The organism is Kitasatospora sp. NPDC047058, assembly GCF_040643935.1.
In the GTDB taxonomy this organism is placed as follows: domain Bacteria; phylum Actinomycetota; class Actinomycetes; order Streptomycetales; family Streptomycetaceae; genus Kitasatospora.
The window spans coordinates 15,784-41,823 of sequence record NZ_JBEYVJ010000001.1 but is presented as its reverse complement, the minus strand read 5'-3'; the positions used below and the strand labels follow the sequence as shown (position 1 = coordinate 41,823).

The 26,040-nt window shown below is 75.3% G+C and carries 16 protein-coding genes; 5 read left to right on the top strand and 11 right to left on the bottom strand.

Going from position 1 to position 26,040, the window contains the following annotated elements; genetic code table 11:
* Positions 1–9 precede the first annotated feature (9 nt).
* Complete coding sequence (locus ABZ885_RS00085) at positions 10–237, top strand: DUF6269 family protein (protein ID WP_360181135.1); 228 nt, start codon at positions 10–12, stop codon at positions 235–237.
* A 138-nt stretch (positions 238–375) separates the two neighbouring features.
* Here ABZ885_RS00085 and ABZ885_RS00080 read toward each other — a convergent pair whose 3' ends face one another.
* Positions 376–2,223 carry a BTAD domain-containing putative transcriptional regulator gene (locus tag ABZ885_RS00080; protein ID WP_360181132.1) on the bottom strand — a complete coding sequence of 616 codons (1,848 nt, stop codon included), beginning with the start codon at positions 2,221–2,223 and terminating at the stop codon, positions 376–378.
* Positions 2,224–2,430: 207 nt separating this feature from the next.
* Between ABZ885_RS00080 and ABZ885_RS00075 the strand changes: the two genes are divergently transcribed.
* A complete protein-coding gene (locus ABZ885_RS00075) occupies positions 2,431–2,670 on the top strand; it encodes a hypothetical protein (RefSeq protein ID WP_360181129.1) in 240 nt (79 codons plus the stop codon).
* Positions 2,671–2,694: 24 nt separating this feature from the next.
* Here ABZ885_RS00075 and ABZ885_RS00070 read toward each other — a convergent pair whose 3' ends face one another.
* The 3 genes from ABZ885_RS00070 to ABZ885_RS00060 form a co-directional block, all read right to left on the bottom strand.
* Positions 2,695–5,679, bottom strand: a complete 2,985-nt coding sequence (locus ABZ885_RS00070) for a BTAD domain-containing putative transcriptional regulator (protein ID WP_360181126.1) — start codon at positions 5,677–5,679, stop codon at positions 2,695–2,697.
* Positions 5,680–5,800: 121 nt separating this feature from the next.
* Positions 5,801–6,247 carry an acyl-CoA carboxylase epsilon subunit gene (locus tag ABZ885_RS00065; RefSeq protein WP_360181123.1) on the bottom strand — a complete coding sequence of 149 codons (447 nt, stop codon included), beginning with the start codon at positions 6,245–6,247 and terminating at the stop codon, positions 5,801–5,803.
* Between the two features lie 28 nt (positions 6,248–6,275).
* A complete protein-coding gene (locus tag ABZ885_RS00060; protein ID WP_360181120.1) occupies positions 6,276–7,367 on the bottom strand; it encodes a polyprenyl synthetase family protein in 1,092 nt (363 codons plus the stop codon).
* Positions 7,368–7,608: 241 nt separating this feature from the next.
* Between ABZ885_RS00060 and ABZ885_RS00055 the strand changes: the two genes are divergently transcribed.
* Positions 7,609–8,301 (top strand): hypothetical protein, encoded by a 693-nt coding sequence (locus ABZ885_RS00055; RefSeq protein ID WP_360181117.1) that lies wholly within the window; start codon positions 7,609–7,611, stop codon positions 8,299–8,301.
* Here the strand turns inward: ABZ885_RS00055 and ABZ885_RS00050 are convergent.
* From ABZ885_RS00050 to ABZ885_RS00035, 4 genes are read right to left on the bottom strand one after another with little or no spacing between them, the layout of a single operon-like run.
* Positions 8,267–8,764 (bottom strand): lasso peptide biosynthesis B2 protein, encoded by a 498-nt coding sequence (locus ABZ885_RS00050; protein WP_360181114.1) that lies wholly within the window; start codon positions 8,762–8,764, stop codon positions 8,267–8,269. The genes ABZ885_RS00055 and ABZ885_RS00050 overlap by 35 nt on opposite strands.
* A 31-nt stretch (positions 8,765–8,795) precedes the next feature.
* The gene (locus ABZ885_RS00045; protein WP_360181111.1) at positions 8,796–9,053 is read right to left on the bottom strand and encodes a lasso peptide biosynthesis PqqD family chaperone; all 258 of its coding nucleotides are present in this window, start codon (positions 9,051–9,053) and stop codon (positions 8,796–8,798) included.
* Positions 9,050–10,903 (bottom strand): asparagine synthase-related protein, encoded by a 1,854-nt coding sequence (locus ABZ885_RS00040; RefSeq protein WP_360181108.1) that lies wholly within the window; start codon positions 10,901–10,903, stop codon positions 9,050–9,052. Before ABZ885_RS00040 ends, ABZ885_RS00045 begins: the two co-directional genes overlap by 4 nt.
* Before the next feature lie 37 nt (positions 10,904–10,940).
* Positions 10,941–11,057: a keywimysin-related RiPP gene (locus ABZ885_RS00035; protein ID WP_360181105.1), complete on the bottom strand. Its 117-nt coding sequence runs from the start codon at positions 11,055–11,057 to the stop codon at positions 10,941–10,943.
* Positions 11,058–11,347: 290 nt separating this feature from the next.
* Between ABZ885_RS00035 and ABZ885_RS00030 the strand changes: the two genes are divergently transcribed.
* Complete coding sequence (locus ABZ885_RS00030; protein WP_360181102.1) at positions 11,348–11,908, top strand: hypothetical protein; 561 nt, start codon at positions 11,348–11,350, stop codon at positions 11,906–11,908.
* Positions 11,905–13,863, top strand: coding sequence for an AarF/UbiB family protein (locus ABZ885_RS00025; RefSeq protein WP_360181099.1), 1,959 nt, complete (start codon positions 11,905–11,907; stop codon positions 13,861–13,863). Before ABZ885_RS00030 ends, ABZ885_RS00025 begins: the two co-directional genes overlap by 4 nt.
* A gap of 74 nt (positions 13,864–13,937) precedes the next feature.
* On the opposite strand, the gene ABZ885_RS00020 is transcribed toward ABZ885_RS00025, so the two are convergent.
* The 3 genes from ABZ885_RS00020 to ABZ885_RS00010 are packed head-to-tail and all read right to left on the bottom strand — an operon-like array spanning position 13,938 to position 26,038.
* The gene (locus ABZ885_RS00020) at positions 13,938–14,732 is read right to left on the bottom strand and encodes an ABC transporter permease (RefSeq protein WP_360181097.1); all 795 of its coding nucleotides are present in this window, start codon (positions 14,730–14,732) and stop codon (positions 13,938–13,940) included.
* Positions 14,729–15,733 carry an ATP-binding cassette domain-containing protein gene (locus tag ABZ885_RS00015; protein WP_360181094.1) on the bottom strand — a complete coding sequence of 335 codons (1,005 nt, stop codon included), beginning with the start codon at positions 15,731–15,733 and terminating at the stop codon, positions 14,729–14,731. The genes ABZ885_RS00020 and ABZ885_RS00015 overlap by 4 nt, the downstream gene beginning before the upstream one ends.
* 33 nt (positions 15,734–15,766) lie before the next feature.
* A complete protein-coding gene (locus ABZ885_RS00010; RefSeq protein ID WP_360181091.1) occupies positions 15,767–26,038 on the bottom strand; it encodes an amino acid adenylation domain-containing protein in 10,272 nt (3,423 codons plus the stop codon).
* Positions 26,039–26,040 lie beyond the last annotated feature (2 nt).

Genomic DNA, 26,040 nt, shown 5'->3' with positions numbered 1-26,040 from the left:
GGAGGAATCATGTCCGAGAAAGTCCGCGTGGAGCACCCGCTGGACGTGCTGACCCGGATCGAGCGGTCGGCGGCGATGGAGCAGGAACTGCTGCTGCAGGACGACGGAACGGCCTGGACCGGCCTGCTGGCGGACTACGTCGACGCGCTGAGCGGGCTGGCCACGCCGGGGACCGCCGAGAACGGCTACGTCGCCACCTACGGGCTGGACGAGGGGCACGCCGGCGGGTGCGGATGAGGCGGGTGCGGGAAGCGGGACGGACCCGGTGGCGGCCCGGTGCGGAGGCGGGCCGCCACCGGGCCGGGGCGGTCCGGGGCCGCACAGCGGCGGAGCGGGGAAACAAAGAAGCGGGGAAGCAGGGCGCCCGTCGGAGGGTCAGCCCACCGGCACCAGGCCGCGCCCGGCCAGCCCGACCAGCGGCAGCAGGCGGTAGTCCGCGAACGCGTCGCCGGCGGGGCGCGGTTCCAGCAGGCGGGCGTCGGCCAGCTGCTCCAGGACGTCCTCCGCGTCCGGGAGGGGCAGGTCGAGCAGCGCCGCCGCGTCCGGTGCGGTGAGGACCGCGAGACCGGCCTCGGCCAGGACGGACAGGGCGGCCGTCGCGGGCCCGTCGAGGGCGGCCAGGGCGGGGCGCAGCGCGGCGGCGAGGTCGAGGCTGCCGATGCGCAGCTCGGCCAGCCGGCGGTCCGGGGCGGCGAGCCGGTCGGCGAGGCGGGCCGGGAGCCAGTGCGGACGGTCGGCGAGGCGGGCGGCGGCGATCCGCAGGGCGAGCGGGAGGCGGTCGCAGTACTCGGCGATCCGGGCCACGGACTCCGGGTCGGCGGCCAGCCGTTCGGGGCCGGCGATCCGGGCGAGCAGCCGGGCGGCCTCGGCGGGGGCGAGCGGGCCGAGCCGGAGCAGCAGGGCGCCTTCGAGGGTGGCCAGGGCGGGGCGGACGCCGGTGACCAGGGTGCGGGTGGCGCCGCCGCCGGGGAGCAGCGGGCGGACCTGGGTGTCGTCGGCGGCGTTGTCCAGGACGATCAGCAGGCGGCGGCCGGCCAGCAGGGTGCGGTACAGCTGGGTGCGCTCCTCCCGGCCGGCGGGGATGTGCCCGGGGGCGGTGCCGAGGGAGCGCAGGAACCAGCCGAGGACCTGCCCGGGGTCGCGCGGGGTGCCGTCGGGGGCGCGGAGGTCGGCGTAGAGCTGGCCGTCGGGGAAGGCGGGCCGGGCCCGTTCGGCGGTGTGCAGGGCGAGGGCGGACTTGCCGGTGCCGGGGGCGCCGGTGACGGTGACGTCGCGGCCCTCGCGCAGGGCGTCCAGGACGTGCCGGGCCTGTTCCTCCCGGCCGGTGAAGTCGGGCGGGGCGGCGGGGAGCAGGGCGGGGACGAGCGCCGGGGCCGGAGCCGGCGCAGCCGGGCCCCGGCCGGGAACGGACGGCCCGTCCTCGGGAGGTGCTGAAGCGGCCCCGGCCGCCGGCGCGAGCACCGCCAGGGTCCGCTCCGGCGCGGCCGGCCCGGCCAGGGTGCCGGTGAGGATCTCCTGGTGCAGCGCGCGCAGTCCGGGGCCCGGGTCGATGCCCAGCTCCTCGGCGAGGAGCCGCCGCCCGTCCTCGTACAGTGCGAGCGCATCGGCCTGGCGGCCGCAGCGGTACAGCGCGGTCATCAGTTGCCCGCGGGCGTGCTCCCGGGCGGGGTGGCCGGTGACGTGCCGGGTGAGCGCGGGGACGAGGTCGTCGTGCCGGCCGAGGGCGAGGGCGGCCTCGGCGTGCTGCTCGACGGCGGCCAGCCGGGCCTCGGTGAGCCGCGGGCCCTCGGCGTCGGCGAGGTGCTCGGTGACGTCGCCGAGCGCCGGGCCGCGCCAGAGCGCGAGCGCGTCGGCGAGCCGGCGTTCGGCCTCGTCGTACCGGGCGGCGAGCAGGGCGGCGCGGCCGGCGGCGGCGAGCTCGCGGAAGCGGTCCCAGTCCAGGCCGGCGCCGGAGAGGTCCATCCGGTAGCCGGCGCCGTGGCGCTGCAGGCCGTGCGCCAGGCCGAGCCGGGTGCGCAGCCGGGAGACGTAGGTGTAGAGCTGGTTGGTGCTGGTGGCCGGCGGCTCCCAGCCCCAGAGCAGGGTGGTCAGCCGCTCGTCGGTGACCAGCCGGCCCTCGGCGAGCAGGAGCGCGGCGAGCGCGGTGCGCTGCTTGGCGCCGTCGAGGCCGACCGGCCGGCCGTCGGCCTCGGCCGACACCGGTCCGAGGATCCTGAAGTCCATGCCGGCCCCCAACCGTCTCCGCAGCCCGCGGCCACCCGCGGACCGAGCTGCGCGAAACGCTATTGACCTGCGGTTCCTCCTGGCTCTCGGATCGATTTCGGGGCGGCGAAACGACTTTGAAAGCGGCCCAAAACGCGGGCTCCGTAGCGTTCGTGACGTACCGCAGGGCAACCGGCCAGGCGGACGGCGAAGGTCCTGGAGGCCACCGTGAACAGCATCCTTCTCTCCGCCCGCACCACCGCCCGCACGTCCGCCCGCACCGCCGTGGTCGCCCCGCTGGCGAAGCTCACGGCGGCCGCGGCCCTGACGCTCGCGGCGCTCGGTGCGGTGGCGGCGAGCCAGGGTGACGTGTTCGCGGACCGGGCACCGGCCGGTGCGGTCGCGGCCGGTGCCGTGGCCTCGGCGCGGACCGCCGACGCGCTGCGGATCGACGACCCGTGGACCTGAGCCGCACCGCCGGACGGGCGGCCGTCAGGGCTGGACGAGCTCGAACAACCGCTGCGAGTCGGCCGGTCCGCCGTCCGCGATCGCCACCAGGAGCCGGTCCACCCGCTCCCGCCACGCCCCGGCGCCGACCTCGGCGAACAGCTCCGCCGCCCGGCCGAGCGCCGCCGCCGCGCCGGCCCGGTCCGCCAGCAGCGCCCGGACGCAGCCGAGCACGGCCGTCGCCCGCGCCTGGAGGAAGGCGTCCTGCACCGCCTCGGCGGCGTCGATCGCCCGGCCCAGGACCGGTTCCGCCTCCTCGTGGCGCCCCTGGCACCACAACGCCTCGCCGAGGGCCCGCAGCACGTGCGTCTCGCCCCGGCGGTCGTTGCTTCCGAGCACCAGCTCCAGGGCCCGCCGGCAGGCCTCCTCCGCGCGGACCCCGTCCCCCCGGCGGATCAGCGCTTCCGCGAGCCGGACGGTGCTCTGCGCCTCGCCCCGGACCGTGCCGAGCCCCCGGCTCCGGGCCACCGCCTCCGACGACAGCACCAGGCTCGCCTGCGCGTCCCCGCGCTCCAGTTCGATCTGCGCCAGCAGGCCCAGCACATGGGCCTCGGCGTAGCGGTCGCCGACCTTGCGGAAGATCTCCAGCGAGCGGCGCCCGGTCTCCACGGCCCCGTCCAGGTCGCCGCGCTGGCGTTCGCACAGCGCCAGGTTGCGCAGGACGAGGGCGCGGCCCTGGTCCTGGCCCTGCTCCTCGAACAGACGGAGGGCCAGGCCGAGCCGCTCGTGGGCGCTGTCGTGCTCGTACTGGACGATCTCCAGGGTGCCGAGCGAGTGCAGCATCGCGGCCTCGCCCAGCCGGTCCCCGGTGCGGCGGGCGGCGGCCAGGGCCGCTTCGGCGCCCTCGCGCCAGTCCTCCAGGTAGTTGCGGTTCTGGTAGATCGTGACCGTGGTCATCACCAGGTCCCAGGCGTACTCGGACGCGTCCTCGCGGGCGGCCTGCTGGACCAGCCCGCTGATCGCGTTCCGCTCGGCCTCGAACCACTCCATCGGGTCTTCGAGCAGGGTCTCGGTGAGGTGGTCGGGCAGCGGGTGCGGCGCCGCGGAGCCGGGCACGACGGTGTAGTCGCCGCCGTAGAGGCGGCGGTGCGCCGTGCGGGCCAGCCCGAGCCACACCCCGTAGGCGCGCCGCAGGGCCGTCCTCAGGTCGCCTTCTCCGTCCTCGGCAAGCGCGCACTCGCGAGCGAAGAGGCGGAGAAGGTCCTGGAACCGGTAGCGGACGTGGCCGGTGCTGGCGCTGAGCGGTTCCAGCAGCTGGGCGTCGACGAGCTGCTCGATGAGGTCCTCGGCGTCGACCGGGTCGATGTCGAGCAGGGCGGCGCCGGCCCAGGCGGAGAACTCGGTGACGTTGAGCGAGCCGAGCAGCCGGAACATCCGGGCGGTGTCGGCGGGCAGGTCGCGGTAGCTCAGCCGGAAGCCGGCCCGGACGCCGCGGGCGTCGGGGCTGAGCTCGTCCAGCCGGCGGTGCTGGCCCTCCAGCCGGGAGACCAGGGTGCGGACCGTCCAGTGCGGTTTGGCGGCGAGCCGGGCGGCCGCGATCCGCAGGGCGAGCGGGAGCCGGTCGCAGAGTTCGCTGAGCCGCGCGGCGCCGGCCGGGTCGGCGGCGAAGCGGTCGCCGCCGGCGACCCGGGAGAGCAGCGCGATCGCCTCGTCCTGGCCGAGTGAGGCCAGGTGCAGCGGGACGAGCGCGTAGTCGCCGGCGAGCCGGCTGCTCAGGCTGTCCCGGCTGGTGACCAGGACGCAGCAGCCGGAACTGCCGGGCAGCAGCGGGCGGATCTGCTCGTAGGAGCGGGCGTTGTCGAGCACGATCAGGACCCGCCGGTCGTACAGGACGCTGCGGAACAGCGCGGTGCGTTCGACCCGGTCGGCGGGGATCTGCGGGCCGGGGACGCCGAGGGCGCGCAGGAAGCGGTCCAGGACGGCGCCGGGCCGGCGCGGTTCCTCCTCCTCGTCGTAGCCGCGCAGGTCGGCGAAGAGCTGGCCGTCGGGGAAGCGGGCGGCGACCTGGTGGGACCAGTGGACGGCGAGGGCGGTCTTGCCGACGCCGCCGGTGCCGATGATCGAGCCGACCGGCAGCGAGGCGCCGCCCTGGTGGTCCAGCAGCCGGTCGAGGGCGGCGAGTTCCTGGTGGCGCCCGGTGAACGCGGCCGGGACCGGCGGCAGGTGGGCGGGCACGGCGAGGGCCGGGGCGGCGGCGGGGGCGACCGGCAGGCTCAGCCCGGGGGAGTCGTTGAGGACGTCCTCGTGGAGCTCCTGGAGGGCCGGGCCGGGGTCGATGCCGAGTTCGTCGGCGAGCAGCCGGGCGCCGTCGCGGTAGGTCTCCAGGGCCTCGGCGCGCCGGCCGGAGCGGTAGTGGGCCAGCATCAGCTGGGCGAGGGCCTGCTCGCGCAGCGGGTTCTCGCGGACGAAACCGGTGAGCTCGCCGATGAGTTCGCGGTGCCGGCCGGCCTCCAGGCGCAGCGCGGTGAGCTGCTCGTACACGTCGAGGCGGAGCTCGGTCAGCCGGGCCGCCTCGGCCTCGACGCGTTCGGTGGTGATGCCGTCGAGGGCGGGACCGCGCCACATCGCGAGGGCGTTCTCGAAGTGGTCCTGGGCCTCCTCGATCCGGCCGCGCCGGGCGGCCTCCCGGCCCTCGGCGGCCCGCTCCTCGAACTCGACCGCGTCGATGCGGTGTTCGCCGGGGTGGAGCAGGTAGCCGGGGTGGCTGGTGACGATCAGGTCGTCGATGCCGATGGCCGTCTTGAGGGTCTTGCGCAGGCCGGAGACGCAGATGGCGATCTGGTTGCGGGCGGTGGCCGGCGGGTTGCCGTGCCAGACGGCGTCGGCGAGGGTGTCGACGGAGACCACCCGGCCGGGTGACAGCAGCAGCATCGACATGACGGTCCGCTGGCGGGCGCCCTGGAGGGCGATCGGCCGGCCGTCGGCGCTGATGTCCAGCGGCCCCAGGATGCGGAACACCACCTGAAGCACGGCTGCTGCCCCTTCCTTGCCCGACCGCGCCCGTATCCGGAATGGCCACGGCCTCTTCATCACCCTGGGTCGGCCCGGGCCGGGCCCGCAACGAGGTCGGCAGCAAACTGCCAGCGCCGGGTCAGGGCGGCGAGGCCCAGGAGGCGGCCGGGCGCCGGGCGCTGCGCTCCCAGCGGGCGGGCGGCGCGGATGTCGGTGCCGAGGCCGGTGCCGGGGCCGGCCGGGCGGCCGCGGCGCGGACGCTCAGCAGGGCGGCGATGGCGGCGAGTTCCTCCGGTCCGGGGTTGCCGGCGATCACCCGGAACAGGGTGGGGGCCAGCGGGCCCGCCAGCGCGGGTGCGAGGGTGCCGGGCGCGCTGCCCGCTCCCTCCCGGGCCGGGGGGTCGCCCTCACCGGGGAGCGGTTCGACGCGCTCCCGGGCCGGGGGGCCGCCCCCGTCGGGGAACGCTTCGACCCGCTCCCGGGAGACCGGCCCGCCCCCGGCGTGCGGCGCCCCGGTGGCGGCCGGGCCGTGGTGGACGTCCTGGCGGATCCGGCCGGGTCCGGCGACCCGTGCGGCCATCGTCATGGCGCGGCTCCTGGCGGGTTCGGCCGGCTCAGCCGGTGCGGAGGGCGACGTGGTCGCAGAGGGCGGAGAGGGCGCGGCGGGCCGGGAGGGCGGGCAGCGCGTCCAGGGCGGCGCGGGCGCGGTCGAGGCGCCGGTGCATCACGGCCCCGGCCTCGGCGAGCGCGCCGGAACGCTCGAAGAGCTCCAGGGCCCGGGCGGCGTCGGCGGCGGACACGGCGCCGCCGGTGAGCAGCGCGCGCAGTTCGGCGTCGGCCGGGTCGGCGCCCTCGCGGGCAAGCAGGACCGGCAGGCTCTGGACGCCGGCCAGCAGGTCCCGGCCGCGTTCCTTGCCGGTGGACCCGGCGGGCGCGCGCAGGTCCAGCAGGTCGTCGGCGACCTGGAAGGCGATGCCGAGCTGCTCGCCGTACTCGGTGAGCGCGGCCGCGGCGGGGGCCGGCGCGCCGGCCTGGACGGCGCCGATGCCCAGGGACATCGCGAGCAGGGCGGCGGTCTTGCCGGCCGCCACCCGGAAGTAGTGGGTGACCGGGTCCACGTCCGGGCCGGGGCCGGTGAGTTCGCGCAGCTGGCCGGCCACCAGGCGGCCCGCGGCCTGGGCGTTCAGGTGGACGGCGGCGGGGCCGAGGCCGGCGGCGAGCTGGGCGGCCCGGGCGAGCAGCCAGTCCCCGCCGAGGACGGCGGCGCGCTCGCCCCAGCGGGCGTGCAGGCTGGGCCGGCCGCGCCGGGTGTCGGCGCCGTCCATCACGTCGTCGTGGCAGAGCGAGGCGAGGTGGACGAGCTCGGCGATGGCGGCGGCCTGGGCGATGCCGGGCGCCGCGGGATCGCCGAACTCGGCGCCGAGCAGCACGAGCAGCGGGCGCAGGCGCTTGCCCCCGGCCTCGACGAGGTGTCCGGTGATGGCGGTGACCCGCGGGTCCGGGCCCTCGTCCGTGCCGGGGAGCAGCCGTTGTTCGGCCTCGGCGAGCGCCGTGCGCATCCGGTCCTCGAAGGCGGGTTCGGCCAGGCCGAGCCGGTCCAGCAGCAGGTCGGACGGCAGCAGGTCCGACGGCAGGCCCGACGGCAATTCCGGCGGGAGATCCGGCCCGCCGGGATTCCGGGCGTCGTACATCTGTCCGGCCCTCATGCGGAAACCCCCCTCTGCGGCCCGGCCGCTACGGATTCCAGGTGTCTGTTCGCGCTGTCGACAGCTTCCGGCGGGTACGGACGGCCGTTCAACCCTGCTGACATGAAGGTGCCACCGGGACACCGTTCCGGGGATCGGCCAGAGATATGTCAGCTTCCTGCCAAGATTCCTGCGGGCCGGCCAGCCGGGAAAGAACGCCGCTTACGCTCCCAGGCGGAACTCACCAGGAAGGCATGGGACATTGCGTAATCGCCTCGCATTCGCCGCCGTACTCGCCGCCGGCACCCTGGCGCTGTCGGCCGCTCCGGCCACCGCCGCCGGCTCGGCCGGCTCCACCGCCGCCGGGGGGACGGCGAGGTCCTGCGGCGAGCTCCGGCTGACCGGGGTCCTGCCCGCACCGCCGGCCGGGACGGCCGTGCAGCAGCAGGTCACCATCGGCGCGGACTGCAAGCCGGTGTTCGGCGAGGCCGTCCTCGTCCCGGCCAAGGGCACCCGGGGCGCCGGGGGCGTCGCGGCCGCAGCGGCGGCCGGCCCGGCGGCGCGGCAGTTCAAGAGCTGGAACGAGATGTTCGACTGCTGCAACATCCGGATGACCGGCCTGTACACCACCTCGTCCTGGACCGCCGACGGCACCCGGATCACCACCGCGGACACCGACGCCACCCAGCAGTGGAACCGCGAGCCGTGGAACGCCGGCTGGTCGCTGAAGTCCGCGACGAAGAACTCCGACTGCACCGCCGACTGCACGGCCTCGCACAACGAGGCCCACGCCGAATTCACCTACAAGGGCATTTTCGACGTGACCGGGGCGTGGTACGCCAATGCGCACCATTCGTATGTCGACCTCGCCGCGGACGGCACCGCCACCTGCCGGTTCGACGTGGAATTGCGGCACACCTTCATCGGCTGGAACTGGCAGCGCGGCTGCCAGTGAGGCCCTGCCCGGGCTGACCGGACGGGCCGGGCTGACCGGACGGGCCGGGCGCGGCGACCGTGACCAGCCGCGCCCAGCTCTCGTAGCGGCCCTTCTCGCCGATGAGCCTGCCCTCGGCCTCCACCCAGGCGTGGGGGCTGAACGGCGGGCTCATCAGCGTGCCCACGCACCAGGTCGGCCAGCTGCCGCCGAGCCGGCAGGTCAGCGCGACCGCCACCGAGCGGGGCAGGCAGCTGCGGTGGCCCTGCATCGCCGGGCTGGCGGTGAGCACCAGCTCGCGGGCCGCGGTGGCCTGCGCCTCGGTGGCCGGGGCGGCGCCGCGGGCCAGGAACGCCAGGGCCCGCTCCAGCCGGTGCGGGGCCAGCCGCGCCAGCAGCCGGGCGGCCAGGACGGTGGTGCGGGCGGTGAGACGCCGGCGCAGCGGGTGGCGGGCGCCGGTGGACAGGGCGGTGGTGAAGCTCATGCCGGCCTCCCCGGGTGCCCGGGCCGCCCGCTCACGCCGCCACCACGCCCGCCGCGGCCATCGCCGCCAGGACGCCGTCCACGTCGGCGGCCGCGCGTTCGGCGTCGACGTCGAACTCCTCGGTGAGGCGGCGGGTGGCGTCCTCGGCCCGGCCGCCGTCCAGCAGGGCACGGACGATCGTCGCGGAGGTGGGGTTGAGCTCCCAGTAGGCGCCCGACTTCATGTCCAGCAGGACGGCGCCGTACTCGGTCTCGGCGATCTTCAGGTACTCACGGTGGACGAGCTTCATGCGGGGACTCCCGTGGCGGTCGCGGCCGTGGGCTGCGGGTCGAGCGCCCGCAGCCACAGTTCGGCGGAGAGGGTGGAGATGAACCGCTCGTCGCGCAGCTCGGGCGAGCTCGCGGCGGCGCAGGTCCGGCGCAGGGCGGCCTCGTCGACCAGCCCGGCGCGGGCCAGCCGGCTGTCCTCCCACAGCGCGGTCAGTTCGGTGCGCAGGCGGTACAGGCCGGCGGCGGCGTCCTGGGTGCCCTCGCCCTTGGTGGCGCGGGCGAGCGAACGCCGCGGCACCAGCCCGTCCATCGCCCGGACCAGGAGCGGCTTGTAGGCCCAGGGGTCGACCCGGTCCTCGACCCGGACCGAGAACGCCGCCTCGATCACCCGGTCGTCGAGGAAGGGTGCGGCCGTCGGCATCCCGACGGTGCGGCAGGCGTCGTCGATCGCCTGGTTGTCGCGGGCCAGCTGGTACAGGGCGGCGAGCTCGAAGTGCCGGCCCGGGGTGGGCCCGTACGGCTCCGCGGTGGGGACGGCGGCGGCGAGCTCGCGCTCGAACAGGTCCAGGCAGTCCCCGGTCAGCCAGGAGGCGACGGAGGGGGCGCGCACCCAGCCGAGCGAGGGCGTGCTCAGGTCGCGGGTGCGCAGCGCGGTGTTCCGGACGGAGACGCCGGCCAGCGCCGCGCGGTAGCCGCGCCGGTCGGCGATCTGGCGGGCGACGGCCGTGACCGGCCAGGACCGCAGCGACCGGAAGCCGTTCAGCTTGCGCAGCGCGACCAACGGGCGCCGGGCGGCCAGCGCGTGCAGGTGGCCGGGCAGGCCGAAGAACAGGTTGTCGCCGCCGTTCCCGGTCAGGTGGAGCCGGGAGCCGCGTTCGGCCATCCGGGAGGCCAGCACGGTGATCCGGTGCCGCGAGGCGACGACCGGGGCGGGGACGTCCAGCTGCAGCCCGCCGTCGGCGAAACCCTCGTAGAACTTGGGGAGTTCGTCATCGGGCAGGATGAAGTGCTCGACCCCGGGCAGGTCCTCGGCGGCCCACCGGGCCCACCGGCCGTCCTCGTTGAACGCCTCGTCACCGGTGGAGGTGCAGGCGATCAGCCGGGCGGGCCGGGGCTCGCGGGCGGCGAGGAAGCAGACGGAGGTCGAGTCCAGGCCGCCGGACAGGTCGGAGCTGATCAGCCCGCCGGGGGCGGTCCGCAGGTCGACCGCGGCCAGCAGCGCCTCCCGGACGGACGGCGCCCCGCGCTCCAGCGGGGTGTCCGGTTCGGGCGCCCGGTGCCAGCGGCGGTGCCGGTGCGAGCCGTCGGGCCGGACCAGCAGGGCGGTGCCCGGCGGGACGGCGGTGACCTCCCGCCACATCGGGCGCTCGTCCAGCGGGGCCGGCACGAGGCCCATGAGCCGGATCGCGACCGCGGTCGGATCGGGCTCCAGGCCCGCCAGCCGGGCCAGCGCTCCGGCCCGGTCGCCGGCCACCAGGGTGCCGCCGGTGCGGGTCCGGAAGAGCCGGCGGGCGCCGTAGGCCGAGCCTTGGGCGCGCAGCTCGCCGTCGACGGAGGCGAGCAGGTGGAACTGGCCGGGCAGGGTGAGGGCCAGGTCGTCGAGGTCCGCCGGGTCGCGCAGCCGGGAGGCCCGGCCGGCCAGCACCCCGGCCGCGGTCCGCGGGAAGGCGCCGGACAGCGCGACCGCCGTGCGGCCGGCCCGCACCACGGCGAGGCCGTCCGCGTCCCAGCGGCCCAGGAGCCAGGCCCGGCCGGAGGCGTGGTCGACGACCGACAGCTCCGGGCGGGCCCGGCGGAGCCGCCGGGCCACGGCGAACGCTGCTTCGTTGTCCGGGAATACGAAGAAGAACGGTGCGCCGTGGTCCGGCATGGTCGGCTCCTGGGAAAGGGGGTGGACGGCCGGCGAATTAGAAGCAGCCGCCGACGTGCTTCCAGTCCCAGAGCACCGGGAGGCCGATTCCGGTGTCCACCGTGAACGAACCGGCGGCCGCGAATACCGGAGCCTCGTACACCTTCTTGGTCATGGTCTTCTCCTTTCGTCGGGGCGCCCCGACGAATTTCGGGGGTATTTCCCTGCCGACGAGTCTTCGTCCGAACAGTCCCGCCGTTCAACGCCGTTGTCCTGATGGTGACAGTGGCCCGGAATTCCCCCCGGAGTCCCGCGGCCGACTGGCAAGGAGTGGACAGTGCCTCAGCGGGTGCGACGGTGGCCGGAATTGTGGCAGCAAGCTGACAACGGGACCGTAAACACCCAGGTCAGCTTCCTAGCATGGACAGCCGGCCGTGCACCTGACGATCAGATGGGCAGTGTCCTATGACCACCGAAGCCAGCCGTCTCCTGGCCCCCGGCGTCCTGCCGGACACACCCCCGCCACCACGCTGGGCGGTCTGGGTCGCGCACGCCGTGCCGCTGATCGCCCTGCCGTCGACGCTGTGGCGGCTCGCCATGACCGTCGGCGTGCCGGTCGGGTACAGCGAGGCCGTCCTGCGCAGCGACTACGGCCTGCCCGGGACGGGCTACCTCATCCTGCCGGCCATCTCGCTGCTCCAGGAGGGCGCGGCCCTGATGACCCTCGGGCTGGTCCGTGACTGGGGGCTGGTCGTGCCGCGCTGGATCCCCCTGGCCGGCGGCCGGCCGGTCCGGACCGGGGCGGCGGTCACCGCCGCCCTGCTCGGGGCGGCGTTCATGACCGCGCTCACCGTCAGCCAGGCCGTCCTGTGGGACCGCGTCGACGGCGGCAACCTCCAGGGCACCCACCGGGCCGTGATGGGCTGGCTCTACATGCCGCTGCTGCTCTGGGGGCCGCTGCTCGCCGTGGTGGCGCTGAACTACGCCGCGCGCCGGCGCCGGACCGCGGGCAGCCGGCAGGCATGAACGCCGCCGCCCTCGTCCTGCTGGCGGCGCTCTCGCTGACCGTCTTCGTCACCGGCCTCGCCTCCGGCGCCCGCCGGCTGCTCGGCGTCCGGCTCGGCAAGGGGCGCGCCGTCGCCACCGGCCTGGTCGGGCTGGCCGCGGCGTCCCTGGTCAGCTACCCGCTGCGCCACGTGCAGCCCGTCGCCCTGCTGACCCTGGAGATCGGGGTCTCCCTGGTGGCCGCCATGCTCTTCCTGGCGGCCACCGAGGTGTTGGTGCCCTCCGGCGTGATGCGCGGGCTGGTGCGGTTCCCCGGCTCGCTGCGCCGGCAGGTCGCCCGGACCCGCCGCTACGGGCGGCTCAGCCGGATATTCGTCCGGCACGGCCTCGGCCGCTTCCTCTCCGGCCGGACCAGGCGCGGGCCGAACGCGGCCGCCGAACGCGCCGTCCTGGCGGCCTCGTTGCGGCTCGCCCTGGAGGAGGCCGGGGTCACCTTCGTCAAGCTGGGCCAGGTGATGTCCACCCGGCACGACCTGCTGCCGCCCGAGTTCACCACCGAGCTCGGCCTGCTCCAGGACCAGGCCACGCCCGAGCCCTGGGACGCCGTCGAGCGGGTCCTCCACGAGGAGCTGGGCGCCTCGCCGGACGAGGTGTTCGCCGAGTTCGACCGGAAGCCGTTCGCGGCCGGCTCCATCGCCCAGGTCCACCGGGCCCGGCTGCCCGGCGGGGAGCAGGTCGCGGTGAAGGTGCAGCGTCCCGGTGCCCGCGAGATCGTCGTCGACGACCTGGACATCCTCTACCGCTTCGCCGAACGGCTGGAACAGCACACCGAGTGGGGGCGCAGCGTCGGCGCCGTCACCCTCGCCCAGGGCTTCGCGGTCTCGGTGCACGAGGAGCTGGACTTCCGGATCGAGGCCCGCAACACGCTCTCGGTGGCCGCCGCGATCGCCGAGGCCGGCGGGAACTCCGTGATCCGGGTGCCCGAGGTGCACGAGGACCTCACCGGCAAGCGGGTGCTGGTCACCGAGTGGATGTCCGGCATTCCGCTGCACAGCGCCCCCAAGGTGCTGGACGAGCGCGGCCTGGACCGGCACGCGCTGGCCGGCGCGATGCTGGAGTGCCTGCTCGGCCAGATCATGACCAGCGGCGTCTTCCACGCCGACCCGCACCCCGGCAACCTGCTGCTGCTCGACGACGGCACGCTCGGCATGCTCGACTTCGGCTCGGTCGGGCGGATCGACCGCTCGCTGCGCGCCACTCTGAGCGGCATGGTGCTGGCCCTGCACCGCGGCGACCCCGGCGGGCTGTGCGACGCGCTGCTGGAGATGGTGGTGCACCCCGAGCACATCGACGAACGCCGGCTCGAACGCGCGGTCGGCCAGTTCCTCGCCCGCCACTTCGCGCCCGGCACCAAGCCCGACCGGGAGATGTTCGCCGACCTGTTCGCGATCGTCTCCCGGCACGGGATCAGCGTGCCGCCGGAGATCGCGGCCGTCTTCCGCGCCCTGGCCACCATGGAGGGCTCGCTGGACCGCCTGGTGCCCGGCTTCGACATCGTCACCGAGGCCCGCTCCTTTGCCGTCTCCCAGCACCTGCGCAAGCTCAAGCCGGAGACGCTCGGCCGCACCGTGGCCGAGGAACTGCTCGGGCTGGTCCCGATGCTGCGCCGGCTGCCGCGCCGGATCGAGCGGATCGGCTCCGCCGTGGAGGGCGGACAGCTCACCGTCGGCGTCCGGATGTTCTCCGACCCGGAGGACCGGCGGTTCCTGCGCTCGCTGGTCCACGAGGTCCTGCTCGCCTTCCTCGGCGGGGTGATCGGCCTGGTCGGGGTGCAACTGCTGCGCACCGAGGGCGGCCCGATGCTCAGCCAGGGCCTCGGGCTGTTCGAACTCTTCGGCTACAACCTGCTGGTGGTCAGCTCGGTGCTGGTGCTGCGGGTGCTGTTCCTGATGATCGGCCCCGGCCACAGACGCTGAACACCGCCCGACGACGAGGGCCCTGCTTCCGGCCGGCGGAAGCAGGGCCTTCGTCGTTCCCGGGCGGACCGTGGTCAGCGCTTGGCGGCGGCGCGCTGGTAGGCGCGGCCGGCGAGCGGGATGACGACGGCGAGCAGGGCGGCCAGGACGAGCACCGCGGCGAGGACCGGGTGTTCGGAGGGGAAGGCCCCGCTGGACTCGCCGCGCTCGTTGCCGAAGAGGTCGCGGGCGGCGGAGACCACGGCGCTCACCGGGTTCCACTCCACGATCACCCGCATCCAGCCGGGCAGGCCCTGCGGCGGGACGAAGGCGTTGGACAGGAACGCCAGCGGCATCATCACCACGCCGGCGAGCGCGCTCACCGCCTCCGGGCTGCGCAGCGAGAGCCCCACCAGGGCGCCCACCCAGGACATCACGAAGCCCATCAGCAGCAGCAGGCCGAAGCCCGCCAGCGTCTGCAGGACGCCGTTGTGCGCCCGCCAGCCGATCAGGTAGCCGACCAGGGCCATCACCGCGGAGGTCCAGGAGACCAGCACGAGGTCGGCGACGGTGCGGCCGAGCAGCACGGACGACCGGGAGATGGGGAGTGCGCGGAAGCGGTCCACCAGGCCGTTGTTGAGGTCCTCGACCACGCCGACCGCGGTGGTGGTGAGGTTGGCCAGCATCACCTGGGCGAAGATGCCGGCCATGATGTACTCCTTGTAGCCGCCCTGGCCGGGCACCTGCATCGCGCTGCCGAAGAGGTAGCCGAAGACCAGGACGAAGGCCACCGGCATCACGGTGATGCCGAGGAGCTGCTCCGGCATCCGCCGGATGTGCCGCATCTGGCGGCCGGCGAGCGCGAACGTGTCGCTGAACACCTCGGTCATGCTGCCTGCATCTCCTTGGGCTGCGCCGGGTCCCCGGCGGGGGTCGGTTCCGTGGCGGGCGCGGCGCCCGGCTGTCCGGTGAGGGCGAGGAAGACGTCGTCGAGCGAGGACCGGCGGACGGCGAAGTCCTGCGGCTCGATGCCGAGCCGCTCCAGCCCGAGCGCGGCGGCGGCGATGGTGCTCACCCCGCCGCCCATCGGCACCGACACCGTGCGGGTCTCCTGGTCGACGGTCGGCTCGCCGGAGGACAGTTCGGCCAGGACCCGGGTGGCGGCGGCCAGGTCGGCGTCGGTGGCCACCGTGACCTCCAGGCGCTCGCCGCCGACCTTGCGCTTGAGCTCGTCCGGGGTGCCGTCGGCGATGACCAGGCCCTTGTCGATCACCACGATCGAGTCGGCGAGCTGGTCCGCCTCCTCCAGGTACTGGGTGGTGAGCAGGACGGTGACGCCGTTGTGCACCTGCTCCTTGATCATCCCCCAGAGCGCGAGCCGGCTGGTGAGGTCCAGGCCCGTGGTCGGCTCGTCCAGGAAGAGCACCGGCGGAGCGGCGACCAGGCTCGCGGCGAGGTCGAGCCGGCGGCGCATACCGCCGGAGTAGGTCTTCGCCATCCGGCCGGCCGCGGCCGTCAGGTCGAACTTCTCCAGGAGCTCGTCGGCGCGGGCCCGGGCGCCGCGCCGGCCGAGCCGCAGCAGCGTGCCGATCAGCTGGAGGTTCTCCCGCCCGGTGAGCCGCTCGTCCACGGCCGCGTACTGGCCGGTGAGGCCGACGTTCGCGCGGATCTGCTTCTGCTGGGTGGCCAGGTCGAAGCCCGCGACGGTCGCGCGGCCCTCGTCCGGGGTCAGCAGGGTGGTGAGGATGCGGACGGTGGTGGTCTTGCCCGCGCCGTTGGGGCCCAGCACGCCCAGGATTGAGCCGGCCGGCACCTCCAGGTCGATGCCGTTGAGCGCCTGGTGGTCGCCGTACCGCTTGCGGAGGCCCTCCGCCGAGATTGCCGTTTCCATGACGGCCACTCCTTACGTGTCTGCGATGGGTGGTCAGTTGACGGGGGCCGGCGAGTCGGTGAGGCGGGCGAGGAGGACCCGCCCGATCTCGGCCGCCGGGTCCGGCTGGAGCAGGTGCCCGTGGTGCGCGTGCACCGGGTGGGTGGTGACGGTGCCGGTCAGGTGCGGCTGCCAGGCGGCCGCCGACCGCTCGGCCTTGGCGGCGGGGTCGTCGGTGCCGACGGTCGAGACGAACAGCAGCAGGTCGCCGTCGAACCGGCGCGGCCGGTAGGCGCCGCTGAGCACGTGGTTGTTGACGCCGACCTTCACGAAGGCGGAGATGTGGTGCTCCTCCAGGCTGCCGAGCGCGCTGTCCCGGGCCCGGATCAGCTCCATCGCCCGCCCGTGGTCGAGCGGTCGGGCCCGCAGCTCGGCGAGGTCGTAGCCGACGAAGTCCAGCAGGGTCTCCAGGACGTCCCGCTCGGTGGGCACGGTGTACCCCTCCTCCTCGGTCCAGGCCTCGTCGAACGGGGTCTGGTCGAGGTTGGCGAGCAGCGCGACCCGTTCGCCGGCCTCGGCCAGCCGGACGGCGATCTCGTGTGCGACGATCCCGCCGAAGGACCAGCCGGCCAGGTGGTACGGGCCGGCGGGCTGGACCGAGCGGATCTGCTCGACGTAGTCGGCCGCCATCTCCTCGACGCTGCCGGCGATCCGCTCGTCCACGCCGTCCAGGCCGCGGGCCTGGAGGCCGTAGACCGGGTACTCGGCACCGATGTGCTTCAGCAGCGAGGAGTACGGCCAGCTGAGGCCGCCGGCGCCGTGGATGCAGAACAGCGGGTGCCGGTCGCCGCCGGTGCGCAGCGGGAGCAGCACCTCGAAGCCGTCACCCCCCTGGCCGCTGCCGAGCTTCTCGCTGAGCCGGGCGACGGTCGGGGTCTCGAAGACGCTCCGGTTGCCGATCTTCACCCCGAGGACGGAGCGGATCCGGCTGACCAGCTGGATCGAGGTGATGCTGTCGCCGCCCAGCTCGAAGAAGCTGTCGTCGATGCCCACCCGGTCGACCTTCAGCACCTCGGCGAACAGCCCGCAGAGCACCTCCTCCTGGGCGGAGCGCGGGCCGCGCCCGGCGGCGGGGCCGGTCTCCGCTACGGGGGCGGGGAGCTGCCTGCGGTCGAGCTTGCCGTTGACGGTGAGCGGGAGGGCGTCCAGGACGACGAAGACGGACGGGACCATGTAGTCGGGGAGGGCGGCGCCGAGGTGGGCGCGCAGCGCCTCGGCGTCGGGGGCGGCGCCGGCGGCCGGGACGACGTAGCCGGCCAGGCGCTTGACGCCCGGCTGGTCCTCGCGGACCACGACCGCCGACCGCGCCACCTCCGGGTGACGGGCCAGGACGGTCTCGATCTCGCCGAGTTCGATGCGGAAGCCGCGGATCTTGACCTGGTCGTCGGTGCGGCCGAGGTATTCGAGTGCGCCGGTGGGGGTCCAGCGGGCGAGGTCGCCGGTGCGGTACATCCGCGATCCGGCGGGTCCGTGGGGGTTGGCGGTGAAGCGTTCTGCGGTGAGGGCGGGGCGGCGGAGGTAGCCGCGGGCGAGGCCGGGGCCGGCGAGGTAGAGCTCGCCGGGGACGCCGGGGGCGACGGGTTGGAGGGTGGCGTCGAGGACGTAGGTGTGGGTGTTGGGGATGGGGGTGCCGATGGTGGGGGTGCCGGTGCCGGGGGTGAGGGGGGTGGAGATGGTGGCGGCGACGGTGGATTCGGTGGGTCCGTAGGCGTTGACCATGTGGCGGCCGGGGGCCCAGTGGTCGACGAGTTCGGCGGAGGTGGCGTCGCCGCCGACGATGAGGGTGCGGAGGTGGGGGTAGGTGCCGTTCGGGACGCTGGCGAGGGCGGCGGGCGGGATGAGGGCGTGGGTGACGTGTTCGGTTTCCAGGACGTCGGCGAGGATGTCGCCGGCGAGTGGTCCGGTGGGCGGGATGACGAGGGTGGCTCCGGCGGCGAAGGTCATGACGAGTTCGAGGACGGAGGCGTCGAAGCTGGGGGAGGCGAACTGCAGGACGCGGCTGTCGGGGGTGACGTGGAAGCGTTCGATCTCGGCGGCGGCGAAGCTGGCGAGGCCGGCGTGGCTGACGACGACGCCCTTGGGACGCCCGGTGGAGCCGGAGGTGTAGATGACGTAGGCGGGGTTCGTCGGGGCGGGCGCCGCCGTCGGTCGGGTGGCGGACTCGCCGTCCAGCTCTGGCAGTTCGTGCAGGACGAGGGTGGGTCGGGCGTCGTCGAGCATGTAGTCGATGCGCTCGGTGGGGTAGTCGGGGTCGATGGGCAGGTAGGCGGCGCCGGTCTTGAGGACGGCGAGTTGGGCGATGACGATGTCGACGGATCGGGGCAGGACGAGGGCGACGATGTGCTCCGGTTCGACTCCTTGGCCGTGCAGCCAGTGGGCGAGGCGGTTGGCGCGTTCGTCGACCTCGGCGTAGGTGAGGACGAGGGGGCCGCTGGTGAGGGCGGGTGCGTGGGGGGTGGTGTCGGCGGCGGCTTCGAACAGGCCGTGGTAGGTGACGGGTGCCAGTTCGCGTGGGCTGCCGGACCACTGGGCGAGCAGTGCGCGTTCGTCCGTGGTGAGGACGTCGATGCTGCCGACGCGGATGTCGGGGTCGGTGGCGACGGTGTCCAGGACGGCGACCAGGCGGGCGGCGAGTGCTTCGGCGGTGCTGCGGTCGAAGAGGTCGACGGCGTACTCGACGCTGCCCGCCAGCCCGTCCGCCGACTCCGCCAGCTGGAAGGTCAGGTCGAACTTCGCCGAGTCGAGCGCGAGTTCGCACGGTGCGACGTCGAGCCCGGCCAGGCCGAGCGTCGCCTCCCCGGTGTTCTGGAAGGCCAGCATGACCTGGAACAGCGGGTGCCGGGCCATCGACCGCTCGGGGTTGAGGATCTCCACCAGGCGCTCGAACGGCACGTCCTGGTTGGCGTAGGCGGCGAGGTCCGTCTCCCGCACCCGGCCCAGCAGTTCACGGAAGCCCGGGTCGCCGGACAGGTCGGTGCGCAGCACGAGGGTGTTGACGAAGAAGCCGACCAGCTCGTCCAGCGACTCGTCCGTGCGGCCCGCGACGACGCTGCCGACCGGGATGTCCGTGCCGCCGCCGAGGCGGTGCAGCAGGGTGGCCAGCGCGGCCTGGACGACCATGAACAGGCTGCTGCCGGTGGCCCGGGAGAGCGCGAGCAGCCCTTCGTGGGTGGCGGCGGGGACGGTGAACGGGACGGTGTCGCCGCGGTGGCTCATCCGGGCCGGGCGGGGCCGGTCGGTGGGCAGGGCCAGTTCCTCCGGGAGCCCGGCCAGGGTGGTGCGCCAGTACTCGACCTGGCGGTTGAGTTCGCCGGCCGGGTCGTCCTCCTCGCCGAGGACCTCGGCCTGCCAGAGCGTGTAGTCGGCGTACTGGACCGGCAGCGGGGTGAACTCCGGTGCGCGGCCGCCGAGTCGGGCGGCGTAGGCGGTGGACAGGTCGCGGGCGAGCGGGGCCATCGACCAGCCGTCCGCCGCGATGTGGTGCACGACCACCAGCAGCACGGACTCCTCCCCGCCGGCCGTGAACAGCGCCGCCCGGACCGGCAGGTCGGCGGCCAGGTCGAACCCGCGCGCGGCCTCGGCCGCCACCGCCTCGGCGGTGTACGGGGCCACCAGGAGCTCGGGGCGGGCCGAATCGGGCGGCAGGACCAGCTGCCGCGGCCGGCCGTCGGCGTCCGGGAACACCGTCCGCAGGCTCTCGTGCCGGGCGCAGACGTCGCCGAGCGCGGCCGCCAAGGCCGCCGGGTCGACCGGGCCGGCGAGCCGGACCGCCAGCGGCATGTTGTACGTGGCCCCGGGCCCTTCGAAGCGGTCGAGGAACCAGAGCCGGCGCTGGGCCGGGGAGAGCGGGACGGGGTCGGGGCGCCGGCGGGCGGTGAGTGCGGGGCGGCCGGTCGCGGCCGTGCCGAGGCGGTCGGCCAGTCCGGCGGGTGTCGGGGCCTCGAACAGGGTCCGGACGGCGAGTTCGGCGCCGAGCCGGGAGCGGACCCGGCCGGTGACCCGGACGGCGAGCAGCGAGTGGCCGCCGAGGTCGAAGAAGCTGTCGTCGATCGAGACGGTGTCGAGGCCGAGGACCTCGGCGAAGATCGCGCACAGCGCCTTCTCCTGCGCGGTGCGCGGGGCGCGGCCGTCGGCGCCGGTGCGCGGGGCGGGGGCGGGCAGCGCCCGGTGGTCCAGCTTGCCGTTCACCGTGCGGGGCAGCCGCTCCAGCGGGACGAACGCGGCCGGGACCATGTAGTCGGGCAGCCGCTCGCCGAGGGCGCGGCGCAGCTCGCCGTCGGCGGGGACGGACCGGCCGGCGACGGGGACGGCGTAGGCGACGAGCTCGCGGATGCCGGGCCGGTCCTCGCGGACCAGGACGGCGGCGGCGGCGACGTCCGGGTGGGCCTCCAGCGCCGCCGTCACCTCGCCCAGCTCGATCCGGAAGCCGCGCACCTTGACCTGGTCGTCGGCGCGGCCGAGGCAGTCGATGCGGCCGTCCCTGGTCCACCGGGCGAGGTCGCCGGTGCGGTACATCCGCGAACCGGCCGGGCCGTAGGGGTCGGCGGTGAAGCGTTCGGCGGTGAGGCCGGGGCGGCCGAGGTAGCCGCGGGCCAGGCCGGTGCCGGCGAGGTAGAGCTCGCCCGCGACGCCCGGGGCGACCGGGCGCAGCGCGGCGTCCAGGACGTACGCCCGGTAGTTGTCCAGCGGGCGGCCGACCAGCACCCGGCCGGTCTCGGTGATCCGCTGGCCCAGGGCGTCGACGGTGGTCTCGGTGGGCCCGTACAGGTTGTAGGAGACCAGGCCCTCGACCGTGGCGAGTTCGGCGCGCAGGGCCTCGCCGAGCGCCTCGCCGCCCAGGCTCACCAGCAGCGGGCGGGTGGCCTCGTCGGTGGTCACGCCGAGTTCGTGCAGCTGCTGGAAGTGGCCGGGGGTGGTGTCGAAGTGGTCGATGCCGCCGGCCTGCCGGGCGTACGCGGCCAGGGCGGCGGCGTCGTGCCGCGCCTCGTCGTCGATCAGGTGCAGCTCGTGGCCGGCCAGCATCCACAGCAGCGGGTCGATCGCCGCGTCGAAGGAGAGCGAGGCGACCAGGGCGACCTTGAGGCGGCGGTCGCCGGCCGCGGCGAGCTCCGGGGCGTAGAGCCGGCCGAAGTGGTCGTGGAACAGGTTGACGATGCTGCGGTGCTGGACGGTGACGCCCTTGGGGCGGCCGGTGGAGCCGGAGGTGTAGATGACGTAGGCGGCGTTGTCGGGCCGCGGGGCGCCGGCACGCTCCTCGTCGGTCAGGTTCCCGCCCGAATGGGCGGGGTGGCCCTCCAGCGCCCACAGCTCGGCGAGGTCGGCGAGTTCGGCGACCGGCCGGGCGTCCTCGGTCATGTGGGCGATCCGGTCGGCCGGGTACGCGACGTCGACCGGCAGGTACACCGCGCCCGCCTTCATCACGGCGAGCAGCGCCACGACGTGTTCGGCGGAGCGCGGCAGCCGGACGGCGACGACCTGTTCGGGCCGGACGCCGTCGGCGATCAGCCGGCGGGCCAGCCGGTTGGCCCAGCTGTTGAGCGCGGCGTAGCTGAGCCGGACGTCCCGGAAGACCAGGGCGGTGGCGTCGGGGGTGCGGGCGGCCTGGGCCTCGAACAGGGCGGGCAGGGTGCCGGTGGGGTGGCTGCGCGCGGTGTCGTTCCACTCCACGAGCACCCGGTGGCGCTCCTCCGCGGTGAGCACGTCCACCGTGGACAGCGGGCGGTCCGGGTCGGCGACCAGGTCGCCGACCAGCCGGACCAGGCGGTCGGCGAGCTCCTGGGCGGTGGCGCGGTCGAACAGGTCGGTGGCGTACTCGATGCCGCCCTCGATGCCGTCGGGCTCGCCGTCCGCGGTGAACCGCTCGGCGAGGACGACCGAGAGGTCGAAGTTGGACATCCGCAGGCCGACCGGCTGTGCGGTGGTGCGCAGGCCCGGCAGGTCGAGGCCGGCCTCGGCGTTGTTCTGGAAGGACAGCATCACCTGGAACAGCGGGTGCCGGGCCAGCGAGCGGTTCGGGTTGAGTGCCTCGACCAGCTGCTCGAAGGGCACGTCCTGGTGGGCGTACGCGGCGAGGTCGCCCTCGCGGACGCGCTCCAGCAGCTGACGGAAGGTGGGGTCGCCGGAGACGTCGGTGCGCAGCACCAGGGTGTTGACGAAGAAGCCGACGAGCTCGTCCAGCGCCTGGTCGGTGCGGCCGGCCACGGGGGTGCCGAGGGGGATGTCCTCGCCGGCGCCGAGCCGGTGCAGCAGGGCGGCGAGCGCGGCCTGCGCGGCCATGAAGACGCTGGCCCGCTGCCCGCGGGCGAGGGCGGCCAGCGCCCGGTGGGTGCCGGCGGGGACGGTGAGGGAGACCGTGTCGCCCCGGTAGCTGGACTCCGGCGGGCGCGGGCGGTCGGTGGGCAGGGTGAGCTCGTCGGGCAGGCCGGCGAGGGTGGTGCGCCAGTGGTCGATCTGGCGGGCGAGTTCGCTGCCGGGGGTGTGTTCGTCGCCCAGGATCTCCTGGCGCCAGAGCGTGTAGTCGGCGTACTGGACGGGCAGCGGCTGCCAGCCGGGTTCGGCGCCCTCGCGGCGGGCGCGGTAGGCGGTGGACAGGTCGCGGGCCAGCGGGGCCATCGACCAGCCGTCGGCGGCGATGTGGTGCAGCACCAGCAGCAGCACGTACTCGGTGCCGTTGAGGGCGAACAGGCGGGCCCGGAGCGGGAGTTCACCGGTCAGGTCGAAGTCCCGGGCGGCTGTCGCGGCGAGTGCGCGGGGCAGCTCCTCCTCGGTGACGCCGATCACCGGGACGGCCGGCACGGCGTCCGCCGGGTCGAGGACGTGCTGACGGGGCCGGCCGTCGGTGTCCGGGAAGACCGTCCGCAGGCTCTCGTGCCGGGCGACCACGTCGGCGAGGGCCGCGCGCAGCGCCGGGACGTGCAGCTCGCCGGAGATCCGGATCGCCAGGGGCAGGTTGTAGTTGCCGCCCGCGTCCTCCAGCCGGCCGAGGAACCAGAGCCGGCGCTGGGCGGGGGAGAGCGGGATCTCGGCCGGCCGCCGGCGGGCGGTCAGCGCCTTCCGGGCCCGGCCGGCGGAGCCGACCCGCTCGGCGAGGGCCACCGGGGTCGGCGCCTCGAACAGCGCGCGGACCGGCAGCTCGGCGCCGAGCTCGGAGCGGATCCGGCTGATCAGACGGGTGGCGAGCAGCGAGTGGCCGCCGAGGTCGAAGAAGCCGTCGTCGGCGAAGACCCGTTCCACTCCGAGGGTCTCGGCGAAGAGGGCGCACAGGGCGGCCTCGCGGGCCGTGCGCGGTGCCAGGCCGGAGGAGGAGCCCTCGGGGACGGGCAGGGCGCGGCGGTCCAGCTTCCGGTTGGGGGTCAGCGGCAGGGCGGCCAGCGTGACGTAGGCGGCGGGGACCATGTAGTCGGGCAGCAGGCCGGCGAGGTGGGCGCGGAGCGCGTCGGAGCCGGGGACGGTGTGGCCGTCGGCGGGTACCAGGTAGGCGGCGATGGTCCTGAGGCCGGGCCGGTCCTCGCGGGCGAGCACCGCGGCCTGGGCGATCGCCGGGTGGCCGGTGAGCGCGGCCTCGATCTCGCCGAGCTCGATCCGGAAGCCGCGGATCTTCACCTGGTGGTCGGAGCGGCCGAGGTAGTCCAGCTCGCCGTCGGGCGTCCAGCGGACCACGTCGCCGGTGCGGTACATCCGGCTGCCGGGCGGGCCGTATGGGTCGGCGGTGAAGCGTTCGGCGGTGAGGCCGGGGCGGCCGAGGTAGCCGCGGGCCAGGGCCGCGCCGGCGAGGTAGAGCTCGCCGGGCACGCCGGGCCGGACCGGGCGGAGCGCGCCGTCCAGCACGTAGGTGCGGGTGTTGCGGATGGGGCGGCCGATGGTGGGGCGGTCGGGCCAGGCGTCGACGTCGGCGGGGAGCGTGACGGCGGTGACGACGTGGGTCTCGGTCGGGCCGTAGTGGTTGTGCAGGAGGCGGCCGGTGCCGTGGTGGAAGTCGCGGATCCGCTTGCTGAGGACGAGCGCCTCGCCCGCCTGGGCGAGGTGGCGCAGGGCCGGCAGCTCCAGGCCCTGGCCGACGGCCTCCTCGCACAGGGCGTCGAGCACGAGATTGGGCGCGTACACCTCGTCGATCAGCTGCTCGTCGAGCCAGCGGACGAAGGCGGCCGGGTCCCGGCGGGTGTCCTCGTCGGGGACGACCAGCGTGCGGCCGCTCAGGGTGCTGGAGAGGAGCTCCTGCGCGGAGACGTCGAAGCTGATCGCGGTGAACTGGGCGGTGCGCACCCCGGAGCCGCCGGGCAGCTCCGCCTCGTGCCAGCCGATCAGGTTGGCGAGCGGGGCGCCGGGCATGGTGACGCCCTTGGGGCGGCCGGTGGAGCCCGAGGTGTAGATGACGTAGGCGGGGGACAGCGGGGTGAGCGGTGCGGTGCGGTCGGCGTCGGTCACCTCGGCACCGGAGAGGCCGGCGAGCGCGGTCGCCGTCGCCGGGTCGTCCAGCAGCAGCAGCCGCTCGCCGGCCCCGGGGGCCGCGGACTCGATGACCGGCCGGGTGGTGGTGTCGGTGAGGACGAGGACGGGGCGGGCGTCGCCGAGCATGTGGGCGATGCGCTCGGCCGGGTACCCGGCGTCCACCGGCAGGTAGGCGGCACCGGACTTCAGCACGGCCCACAGGGCGACGACGAGCTCGACCGAGCGGGGCAGGGCCAGGGCCACGATCCGCTCGGGGCCCGCGCCGCGGGCGGCGAGCAGCCGGGCCAGCCGGTTCGCGGCGGCGTCGAGCTCGCGGTAGGTCAGGCGCTGCCCGGCGTACTGGACGGCGACGGTGCCGGGGTGCCGGTCGGCGGTCCGCCGGAACAGGGCGGGCAGCGGCAGCAGGTCGCCGGCGTGCGCGGTGTCGTTCCAGGTGCCGAGGACGAGGGTCCGCTCCTCCGCGGTGAGCAGCTCCAGCCGGCCCACCGGGGTGGCCTCGGCGCCGGGCAGCGCGGCGAGCAGCCGCAGCACGTCGGCGCCGACGGCCTCGGCGGCGGGCCGGTCGAGGAGGTCGGGACGGTGGCTCAGCTCCAGGGCGAGGACGTCGCCGACGTGGGCCAGCAGGCTCAGCGGGTAGTGGGTGCCCTCGTGGCTGTGGCCGTCCACGACGCCGAGCCCGCCGGCGGAACGGCGCAGGCCCTCGGTGTCCACCGGGTAGTTCTCGAAGACCAGCAGGGTGTCGAAGAGTTCGCCGCCGCCCGGGACCAGGCGCTGGATGTCGCCCAGCCCGAGGTACTGGTGGTCCATCAGGCCGGCCTGCTGGTCCTGGAGCCGCTCCAGGAGGGCGCCGACCGGCTCGGCCGGGTCGAGGGCGACCCGGACCGGCAGGGTGTTGATGAACAGGCCGATCATGGACTGCACGCCGGGCAGGTGCGGCGGGCGGCCGGAGACGGTGCCGCCGAACACCACGTCGTCGCGGCCGGTGAGCCGGCCGAGCGTGATCGCCCAGGCGGCCTGGACCACGGTGTTGACGGTCACCCCGAGCCGGCGGGCCCAGCCGACGAGGGCGGCGGTCGCGGCGGCGGGCAGCTCGACCCGGGTGGTCACCGGGGCGACCGGCTCGCGGGCCGGGTCCGGGGCGGCGAGCAGGGTCGGCTCCTCCAGCCCGTCCAGCACCTGCCGCCAGGCCGACTCGGCCGCGCCCCGGTCCTGCGCGGCCACCCAGCCGAGGTAGTCGCGGTAGGGGGTGACGGCGGGCAGGGCGCGCTCGTCGGAACCGCGCCGCAGCAGCCCGTACAGCTCGAAGAGCTCCCCGACCAGCAGGGCCCGGGACCAGCCGTCGATCAGGATGTGGTGCGCGGTGATCAGGAACCGGTGCCGGCCGGTGGTCCCGCCGTCGTGCCCGTCGGTGCCGCCGGAGACCAGGGTGAAGCGGATCAGCGGTGGTCGGGCGAGGTCGAAGCGGCGGGCGCGGTCCCCGGCGGCGACCTCCCCGGCGGCCCGTTCCCACTCCTGCGGTGGTCGGGCGGTGAGGTCGACCAGGGTGAAGTCGGGCGCCACCTCGAACGGGATCAGCTGGACCGGCTCGCCGTTCTGGCGGTGGCGGAACGAGGCCCGCAACCCGGCGTGCCGGCGCAGCAGGGCGGCGCAGGCCCCCCGCAGCGCCTCGACGTCGAGGTCGTCGCCCTCGATGTCGAGGGCGAGCTGCATGGTGTAGACGTCGGGGCCCTGGGCGTCGTACTGCGCATGGAACAGCAGGCCCTGCTGGAGCGGAGAGAGCGGCAGGATGCTCTCGATGCGCGGCTTCACCTTGGTCATGT